This window comes from Citrobacter sp. W9 (genome assembly GCF_026719375.1).
Taxonomy (GTDB): Bacteria; Pseudomonadota; Gammaproteobacteria; order Enterobacterales; family Enterobacteriaceae; genus Citrobacter; species Citrobacter werkmanii.
This window is the reverse complement of the sequence record NZ_JAPPTE010000076.1, coordinates 1-1052: the sequence shown is the minus strand read 5'-3', so window position 1 is coordinate 1052 and position 1052 is coordinate 1. Positions and strand designations below refer to the sequence as shown.

The window sequence follows — 1052 nt, the reverse complement described above, 5'->3', positions numbered from 1 at the left end:
ACAGTACGGCCGCCTTCACGGATTGCGAAACGCAGACCGTCGTCCATCGCGATCGGGTGGATCAGGGTAACAACCATTTTGATGTTGTCGCCCGGCATTACCATCTCTACGCCTTCCGGCAGTTCGATGGTGCCAGTCACGTCAGTAGTACGGAAGTAGAACTGCGGACGGTAGCCTTTGAAGAACGGAGTATGACGGCCGCCTTCGTCTTTGGACAGGATGTACACTTCAGATTCGAACTTGGTGTGCGGCTTGATAGAGCCCGGCTTAGCCAGTACCTGACCACGTTCGATTTCTTCACGTTTGATACCACGCAGCAGAACACCAACGTTCTCACCAGCACGGCCTTCGTCCAGCAGTTTGCGGAACATTTCAACGCCAGTACAGGTAGACTTAGCGGTGTCTTTGATACCAACGATTTCAACTTCTTCACCAACTTTGATGATACCGCGCTCTACACGACCGGTAACAACGGTACCACGACCGGAGATGGAGAATACGTCTTCGATAGGCAGCAGGAACGGCTTGTCAATCGCACGCTCTGGTTCCGGGATGTAAGAGTCCAGGAAGCCAGCCAGTTCGATGATTTTCGCTTCCCACTCTGCTTCGCCTTCCAGCGCTTTCAGAGCAGAACCACGAACGATCGGCGTGTCGTCGCCAGGGAAATCGTACTGAGACAGAAGTTCACGAACTTCCATTTCTACCAGTTCCAGCAGCTCTTCGTCATCAACCATGTCGCATTTGTTCAGGAACACGATGATGTACGGAACGCCTACCTGACGACCCAGCAGGATGTGCTCACGAGTCTGCGGCATCGGGCCGTCAGTCGCAGCAACAACCAGGATCGCGCCATCCATCTGCGCAGCACCGGTGATCATGTTTTTAACATAGTCGGCGTGGCCCGGGCAGTCTACGTGTGCGTAGTGGCGAGTCGGGGTGTCATATTCAACGTGAGAAGTGTTGATGGTGATACCACGAGCTTTTTCTTCCGGCGCGTTATCGATCTGGTCGAATGCACGAGCAGCACCGCCGTAGGTTTTAGCCAGTACGGT

General features: G+C 54.0%; 1 protein-coding gene. It reads right to left on the bottom strand.

What is annotated here, in order from left to right; all coding sequences use genetic code 11:
• On the bottom strand, window positions 1-1052 hold a 1052-nt coding region (gene tuf / locus OOJ59_RS27900), incomplete at both ends, for an elongation factor Tu (RefSeq protein ID WP_199951827.1).